The sequence below is a fragment of the Acinetobacter sp. USHLN143 genome, from assembly GCF_037145695.1.
In the GTDB taxonomy this organism is placed as follows: domain Bacteria; phylum Pseudomonadota; class Gammaproteobacteria; order Pseudomonadales; family Moraxellaceae; genus Acinetobacter; species Acinetobacter fasciculus.
In genome coordinates this window covers 1-8,287 of sequence record NZ_JBBCWZ010000096.1, presented here as the reverse complement: position 1 = coordinate 8,287, position 8,287 = coordinate 1, and the positions used below count along the sequence as shown (strand labels likewise).

Sequence of the window (8,287 nt, the reverse complement as noted above, 5' to 3'; positions counted from 1 at the left end):
TTTCTTCTTGGTCTACGTGTCATAAAATACTCCATATATTGATGTTTATAACATCATTTGGGGAGCAAAATATCACTTATAAGTGTTGTTCAAATTTCCTGATCCACCTCTAGCATCAGTCCAAAAAATTGCTTGTGTTAAAAAAACATCTCCAGCTAGCTGATGGCTCTCTATGAATTTTGCAATTGCTTCTTCAGTAGAAGCTAAACCAAGCTGTTCAAATAATTTGGTCATTCTTGGACGTGTTTGAGTCATGTGCTTAGCCCACAAATTTATATTAGATCAAATTAAACATAACATGTTTATATTTAAACTAAAATATAAAAAATTAAATAGCTACTATTTTCTTAGACAAAATGATTACTACATTTCATAAATCAACCACCTACATAATTTGTTTGTTAAATGATCATTATTTTTCAATAAGATTATTTTAATAGTTAAAGATTTTAAATTTTAAAAATGACAAAAATGTAATTTTGAAGTCATCGCTCTGTTTCTGTCTCTCACTAATAATTGAAATATAAGAGGAGATGATGTGGTCTCATTAAATATAGATTTTATAAAGTCATCTCTAATGAACTAACGAATCAAGAGGAAACGTAAATGAAATTATTTCAAAATAAAATGACTGCTCTACGTAATGTTGTAGTAGCTGCAACGATGATTGTGGCTACTACAACTACGTTCGCTCATGTGAGTTTAGTGAGTGCGATTCCTGCGGAAAATGCATCTATCCTTAGTCAACCAAAGAACTTGACCCTTAACTTTGGTGCAGAGGTTATGTTGATGAATATTAAGTTACTGGATGCTCAGCGAAGAGATGTTCCTTTAAAATATGAAGTTACTCATGACTTAAAGAAATCCTTTGATGTCGCTCTTCCGAAACTGAAAAAAGGTAAATATACCGTTGTCTGGACAACAATGGGGAAAGATGGTCACAACATGAATGGTGAATATAGTTTCACTATCAAATCAACTAAATAAGAATTGATTACCTTTCAACATGTCAGTGAGGTGCTGGCATGTTGTTCTAGAATGGACAAAAATAATGATTTCTGAATATTGGATGTGGGCCACTTGGTTAACTAAGGTTATTTTATATTTAAGTGTAGCTTTTGTCGTTGGTGGAGCCTTTTGCTATTTTTTACTTAGACAATATCTTGAACTAAAAGAATCGATTCTTAAATATATTACAATTGGCGCTGGATTAGGCCTAATTTCCAGTACCTTGGGATTTTTTATTCTGATTGGTAGTTTTGCCAATACTGGTATTACAGGGATGGTGGACCCCACGTATATTAATATATTGGTTAATACTCCGACGGGGTATATATACGTTCTTCGTTCTATTAGTTTTGCTCTTTTACTTCTTCTCATGGTGGTTAAAGTTAACAGGAACAAAGGTCAGTTTTCTATAATTGAAAGTTCAATATTTTGTGTTTTACTTCTCCCGATTATTTTTAGTTTTTCCCAGCTCGGACATGTCGCTAATTTAACCTTACTTGCTCAAATTTTATTATCAATCCATATTCTAGTTATGTCGTTATGGATGGGGTCTTTATATCCGTTATGGAAAACCAGCCGGGAAATAAGTGGTTTACCTTTAAAAGATCGCATGCATGTATTTGGACGTATTGCTGCTTTCATTGTTGGGATATTAATCGCCTGTGGCGCTAGTGTAGCTCTTCTTTTAATTAAAGATTTTAATACCTTAATCAATACTGCATATGGCTATGGTTTCATGGTTAAAATGTTTTTTGTTATAGGTATTCTACTTTTAGCTGCCTTCAACAAATGGTATTTCACCCCGCGTCTTCAACATCCTAAATTCGCTAAACACCTTAGTCATGCCATTTTATTTGAGATGTTATTAGGTCTATCAATTCTATTAACAACAGGCTATATAACCACTGTCGTGGGTATTGAATAAGAGAATTTCAAAATAAGGGAATTGAGGAAATTTAACATTACTGCATTTATCTTTTGTAGCTGAGCAATAAAGTTTCTACTGGACTGCCAACTTACGACAATCAGAACAGTAAAATCGCATCATGAGGCATTATACATAAAGGTAGTCACCGGTTTTTAGCTTATCTTCAACCCATAACGGTCTCATCTATTCAGTTCACTACCATTGATTGAAATAACTAATCTTATAAATTTCAGAGTGATCGTAGATGACAAAAATGTCATTTTAAAGTCACATTAATGTTGGTTAAGTACTTTTACTGTAGTCATTAGAACACTCTTCTTTGGAATACTCTGAAGAAAACTGTAAGGTTGTAAACAGACCAAGTTACAGCGAGTAACTGATTCAGAAAAAGGCTGGTTGTATGGTGAAAGTTTAGAGTTACTGTTCTAATGTTTTAAACAAATGTTTTGTTAAAAAGGAGCAACATATGAAATTTCACATCGCTAATATGACTTGTGGTGGTTGTGCACGCGGCATTACTACCGCAATTAAAGAGCTCGACTCGAATGCCTCACTCGATATTGATTTACAAAACCGTATTGTTGAAATCAACACAACGGTGAGTCAGGATCAAGTCATTGCCACTCTCAGTGAGCGTGGATTTACAGCTGATCCTGCTTAATCTCTGTTAGAGTAACAGTGGGAATTCCTTACCACTTTTACTCTCTCTTATTTTCCTCATCGTACAGATAAAACCTGTACTTGCTTGAAATAAAAGTAATCCCTGAATTCCCCCTAATCTTGGTTCGAGCTGATCTTCGCATATAGAACTCAGCATATCTAAATGATAGAGATCGTATATGAGTACCGAAATGACTGATACGCCACACTACAGTGAAACATTAGAGATTGAGGGGATGACATGTGCTTCTTGTGTAGGCCGTGTGGAAAAAGCTTTAAAATCTGTTGAGGGTGTTGAATCGGCTCATGTAAATCTGGCTACCGAAAAAGCAGTCATTTATGCGCATCAACCACTTGATCGCGCTACTTTAATTAAAGCCGTAGAAAAAGCAGGCTACGAAGTGGAAGCGCTGCAACCAATAGAGCTTACGATTGAGGGTATGTCATGTGCTTCTTGTGTAGGTCGAGTAGAAAAGGCCTTAAAATCTGTTGAGGGTGTGGAATCAGCTCATGTAAATCTGGCTACTGAAAAAGCGACTATTCAGGCAAGCTCATCTGTCACTCGTGACTCGTTAATTCAGGCTGTCACCAAAGCAGGGTTTGAAGCAAAGTCAGTTCATCAAACTACGGAAAGCTTTCAAGATAAAAAAAATATTGAATTAGAAAAACTTAAAAAAGATTTAATTTTGTCAGTCTTATTGACTCTACCCGTTTTTATTTTAGAAATGGGATCACACCTGATTCCCGCCTTTCATACGTTTATGATGGATAACATTGGCCAACAAAATAGCTGGTTAATGCAATTTTTCTTGACCACAGTAGCATTAATTTTTCCAGGCCGACGCTTCTTTAAAAAGGGCATCCCAAGTTTATTCCGCTTAGCACCAGACATGAATTCCTTGGTGGCTGTAGGAACATTGGCTGCTTATCTTTATTCAGTGGTTGCTACTTTCTTTCCAAGTGTCCTGCCACAAGGCACGGTCAATGTTTATTATGAAGCTGCAGCGGTTATTATCACTTTAATTCTATTAGGTAGATTTTTTGAAGCCAAGGCAAAAGGCCGAACGTCTTTAGCAATTCAACATCTAGTTGGAATGCAGCCTAAAGTTGCCAGAATACAGCTCAATAATCAGGTGATAGAAGTTCCGATTGCCGAAGTTCAAACAGGAACGATTGTAGAGATTAGACCAGGCGAGCGTATCCCTGTCGATGGTGAAGTTATTCACGGCCAAAGTTTTATTGATGAATCCATGATTACTGGCGAGCCTATGCCCGTTGAAAAAACGATAGGCTCTACTGTGGTAGGAGGAACAATTAACCAAAGTGGCAGCTTAAATATCAAAGCCACCTCTGTTGGTAGTTCATCAGTGCTTTCTCAAATCATCCGAATGGTTGAACAGGCACAGGGTTCCAAGCTGCCTATTCAGGCATTGGTTGATAAAATTACCATGTGGTTTGTACCTGTAGTAATGGGTCTCTCTCTTTTAACTTTTATTACTTGGTTTATCTTCGGCCCTGAGCCAGCCCTAACGTTTAGCTTAGTTAATGCAGTTGCGGTACTCATTATTGCATGTCCTTGTGCAATGGGACTTGCAACGCCTACATCAATCATGGTGGGAACTGGGCGTGGTGCTGAAATGGGTGTTTTATTCCGTAAAGGGGAAGCTTTGCAGCTGCTCAAAGAAACTAAAGTGGTTGCTGTTGATAAAACAGGGACCCTGACTGAAGGGAAACCAATTTTAACCGATCTGCATGTCTTAGAAGGGTTTGAATACAATGCCGTACTTTCACTTATGGCAGCCGTTGAATCAAAGTCTGAGCATCCTATTGCTCGAGCAATTGTACAAGCCGCTATAGATAAGGAATTAATTCTGTCTCCTGTTGCTGATTTCAAGTCAGTCACGGGCTATGGAATAGAAGCAACGGTGTCTGAACATTTGGTTCATATTGGTGCAGATCGATATATGGAAAAACTAGGTTTGAATCCTAATGTTTTTTCTCAATTTTTGGATCGTTTGGGAGAAGAAGGAAAAACCCCTCTCTATGTTGCGATTGACCAGAAACTTGCTGCCATTATTGCTGTAGCAGATCCAATTAAAGAATCAACATTTGCTGCAATTGAAGCGTTACATCAGTTAGGTTTAAAGGTTGCCATGATTACAGGTGATAACCGTCATACAGCTCAAGCGATTGCAAAAAAACTAGGTATTGATGAGGTTATTGCAGAAGTCTTACCAGAAGGTAAAATAGAGGCCGTTAAAAAATTAAAAAATCAATATGGTAAACTCGCATATGTTGGAGATGGCATTAATGATGCCCCTGCACTTGCAGAAGCAGATATTGGTTTAGCAATAGGTACAGGTACAGACGTAGCTATTGAAGCTGCTGATGTGGTTTTGATGTCTGGCAACCTGAAAGGAGTGCCAAATGCTATCGCTTTAAGCAAAGCGACTATAACCAATATTCGTGAAAATTTATTTTGGGCATTTGTTTACAATGCAGCTCTGATTCCTATTGCAGCAGGTGTACTTTATCCGCAATTTGGACTGCTACTTTCTCCTGTATTTGCTGCTGGTGCAATGGCTCTCTCGTCAATATTTGTACTAGGAAATGCTTTACGATTAAAACGTTTTAAAGCCCCCCTTGCAATTATTTAAGTTTAAATAAAAAAACCTGCAGATTCGATGCAGGTTTTTTTTAGAGATAATCAATCGCGTCTTATTTGGCTTTACGCTCTTTTTCAATCAGGTAATTCACCACCTGAATTACTTTGGCATCATTGCCCTGCACAATATATTTACCATTCACGGTCACCGCTGGTACACCGCTTAACTGATATTGAGCAGTCAAATTTTTTGCCTGAGCAATTTTTGACGAAATCGGGAATGATTTATAAGTCGTGTTAAATTTCTCTTCAGAAATACCATAACGGGTATAGAACTTGGCCAATTGTGCCTGTTCTAAAATTGGACGCTGCTTGTCATGAATATCATGGAATAACTGTAAATGTGCTTTTTGACGCACACCCAGGGCTTCTGAAACATAATAAGCACGTGCAGCCTGTTCCCAAAGCGGGTTCATTGCAGCAGGTGTACGTACAAAACGGATATCTTTGGGTAATTTTTTCAACCAGTCCTGCATATGCGGTTCCAACGTGAAACAGTGACCACAGCCATACCAGAAGAATTCACGTACCTCAATTTTGCCCGGTTTTTCGACTTTGACTGGTTTTGCGACCACCTGATAGTCCTGACCTGCCACAAAATTGGCCATAGCACTACCTGAAAAGGCCAAAACAGATGCGGCAACAGCTCCTAAAAGGAATTTTTTCATTGGGATTATCGTCCTCTAAATCATTATGCTTAGTGTATGGGTTCACTATAAATCAATTATGCCGGTTCCGTTTTCATGCTGCGAACTTTTGTGCTATCAGAACCGCTACATTAAAGTATGCGACTGATTTTAAGTCAGTTAATATGGCCATTCGACCGCTATGTGTTTTTAGATAATCACAAAAGTTAAACTTTGAGTAATAAAAACGGTTATAATTTCTACGATTAAAACGTAGTGGTCAAACCTACAGTAAATATTAACTTCTTACTATTCTCTTCAGTAACAGCCGCGTGGCTCTGAGAATGATCTTCTGACATACAATAGTTTCCTTATTCTATTTACGATTAGCTGAGAGACTTGAGTAAGCCTCAATATTTCTGCTAAAAATTGCTTACTATAATTGGTCAAGAAGCTTTCTTTTCATTTATCCACCGGGACAATATTGGTAATAAAACCAACATAAGAAGGGTTGATGAGATAATCCCTCCAATAACCACATTTACTAGTGGGCACTTTACTTTTTTCTCCAATTCCAATGCCTCCCTAACTAATTAGAGAGTTTTAAGCATTATTACATGAATCTTTCCAGTACTATTGTTGCAAATATACTAAGTTGCATATTTATTCCTGCCTATGTATAGGAGCATATGTAACCCTAAAGTTTAAAATAGTCTTTTCGGATTATTTAAAAATTTGAAAATGGTAAAGAATAAATTAAAAACAATAAATATATTTATCATTCGATTTAAAAAAATTAATTAATCTTAGTTACACCATACTAAAAATAACTAATTTTTAGTTTTCCTAGTTATATGTGCTTCATTATAATTTTGAATTAATTCTCTTCACACCCTTTGCTTTTTTCATTGTTAATTATTTCTAAATTTTTCTCTAAGAAACGAAGTCCCCCATCAGCAAAACTACTGGTTGAAAAAACTATAGTAAAAATAACTAAAACAATCTTCATATATATATTATTGAATCTAATCATATCTTGGACCAAAAAATAATTTCTTCATATACTAATTCCTAGATATATACACCTAAATGACAACCAAATTACAAATTTGTAATTTGGTTAAGGTTTGTCCTAAAAAAAATAAATTAATACTATTTTAACAAAGATAAGTCGTTGCTGAAAAATTTGAATTGTAAGGGATTTAATTATTGCTAAATCAAAAATTTATAGGCCGGAAACTTTGTGATTCTTTGCTTTCTGCACTTATTATTTAATCAATGTTTCACGATTTTCATCGTGAAACTAAGTCTATTCGCAAATTTCAATGAGTTACTCACTGTCTTTTAAATAGCGGTATACCGCCTGGCGACTAATTCCAAATGCCTGGCCTAATGCCATTTTTGAAGGGTACTTCCCCTCCTTCCATGCCTGCCGTAAAGCTTCAGCTTGGTCGGGTTTTAATTTATGTACCCGGCCTTTGTACTTTCCTTGAGTAGAGGCTAGTTTAATTCCTTCCTTTTGCCGTTCTAAAATGATCTCACGTTCGAACTGTGCAAAAGCACCCATCAGTTGCAGCATCAAATTATCCATCGGAGTGGATTGGGCCGTAAAAGTAATATTTTCTTTTACAAACTGGATGGCGATCCCTCGTTTGACCAGTTTATCTACTTCAGTGACCAAATCTTTTAGGCTTCGCGCAAAACGATCCATGGAATGTACAACAACTTGATCGCCTTCCCTGACATAGTTCAACATTTCCTGAAATTTAGGTCGATCGGTATTTTTACCTGAAGCGCGATCAACAAAAATTCGATCGACTTCAATTCCCTCAAGTTGACGTCCCGTATTTTGCTCGACTGAACTGACCCGGACATAACCTACTTTTTGACCTTTCACTTTTTCATGCCCCAATTGGATAAAAATGAACAATTTCGTAAATTATAAATCTTTAATACCAAAGTTACATGTTACTTATGATTAAAAATCATTTAAATGAGACATGCTTTTACGAACTTTTAGATTGTCACTTTAGGGTATACTCTATGAATACATACTTTAGACAAAGATTTGGGCTTTATCGTCGTCATGCGAATTATTGTTGGTCATTTACGACTGATAGTTTGTCATTGAACGACACACTAGTTGTTATTGATAAAAAACCGCCATATTATCTATTGGCGGTTTTTTCATGATTCTTAACTTATATTTTCTAATTTTTATAACTTGATTCGCATTTTTCTGGAACTCATAAGAGACTGGGGATTCTTCATACATATACCCATCTAAAAGGGCACTGTTGCAAATAGGCTGACATGATAAGCTAAATATCTTATTTATTTCGAGATACAGCAGATGAATCCCTTCCACGGTCGGCACTTTCAAGGTGAAATCATTCTTTG

The 8,287-nt window shown here is 36.4% G+C and carries 7 protein-coding genes and 3 pseudogenes; 4 read left to right on the top strand and 6 right to left on the bottom strand.

Annotated elements, in window-relative coordinates:
- Nucleotides 1-72 precede the first annotated feature (72 nt).
- On the bottom strand, nt 73-255 hold the full coding sequence (locus tag WFH18_RS15825) for a DUF2789 family protein (RefSeq protein ID WP_442892498.1): 183 nt from the start codon (nt 253-255) through the stop codon (nt 73-75).
- 351 nt (nt 256-606) lie between these two features.
- Between WFH18_RS15825 and WFH18_RS15820 the strand changes: the two genes are divergently transcribed.
- The 4 genes from WFH18_RS15820 (at nt 607) to WFH18_RS15805 (ending at nt 5,253) form a co-directional block, all read left to right on the top strand.
- Nucleotides 607-987 (top strand): copper resistance CopC family protein, encoded by a 381-nt coding sequence (locus WFH18_RS15820; protein WP_004281877.1) that lies wholly within the window; start codon nt 607-609, stop codon nt 985-987.
- Nucleotides 988-1,051: 64 nt separating this feature from the next.
- Nucleotides 1,052-1,933 (top strand): copper resistance D family protein, encoded by an 882-nt coding sequence (locus WFH18_RS15815; RefSeq protein ID WP_004668321.1) that lies wholly within the window; start codon nt 1,052-1,054, stop codon nt 1,931-1,933.
- Between the two features lie 469 nt (nt 1,934-2,402).
- On the top strand, nt 2,403-2,597 hold the full coding sequence (locus tag WFH18_RS15810; protein WP_004281879.1) for a heavy-metal-associated domain-containing protein: 195 nt from the start codon (nt 2,403-2,405) through the stop codon (nt 2,595-2,597).
- Nucleotides 2,598-2,775: 178 nt separating this feature from the next.
- Nucleotides 2,776-5,253 carry a heavy metal translocating P-type ATPase gene (locus WFH18_RS15805; protein ID WP_103800941.1) on the top strand — a complete coding sequence of 826 codons (2,478 nt, stop codon included), beginning with the start codon at nt 2,776-2,778 and terminating at the stop codon, nt 5,251-5,253.
- A gap of 61 nt (nt 5,254-5,314) precedes the next feature.
- Here WFH18_RS15805 and WFH18_RS15800 read toward each other — a convergent pair whose 3' ends face one another.
- The 5 genes and pseudogenes from WFH18_RS15800 to WFH18_RS15785 all read right to left on the bottom strand — a co-directional run.
- Nucleotides 5,315-5,929 carry a thiol:disulfide interchange protein DsbA/DsbL gene (locus WFH18_RS15800; protein WP_004668326.1) on the bottom strand — a complete coding sequence of 205 codons (615 nt, stop codon included), beginning with the start codon at nt 5,927-5,929 and terminating at the stop codon, nt 5,315-5,317.
- 177 nt (nt 5,930-6,106) lie between these two features.
- Nucleotides 6,107-6,246 (bottom strand): annotated as a pseudogene (locus WFH18_RS15795) (cation diffusion facilitator family transporter); the annotation flags it as partial.
- 87 nt (nt 6,247-6,333) lie between these two features.
- Nucleotides 6,334-6,450 (bottom strand): annotated as a pseudogene (locus tag WFH18_RS18565) (hypothetical protein); the annotation flags it as partial.
- 767 nt (nt 6,451-7,217) lie between these two features.
- Nucleotides 7,218-7,784 carry a recombinase family protein gene (locus WFH18_RS15790; protein WP_004668329.1) on the bottom strand — a complete coding sequence of 189 codons (567 nt, stop codon included), beginning with the start codon at nt 7,782-7,784 and terminating at the stop codon, nt 7,218-7,220.
- A gap of 249 nt (nt 7,785-8,033) precedes the next feature.
- Nucleotides 8,034-8,287 (bottom strand): annotated as a pseudogene (locus tag WFH18_RS15785) (hypothetical protein); the annotation flags it as partial.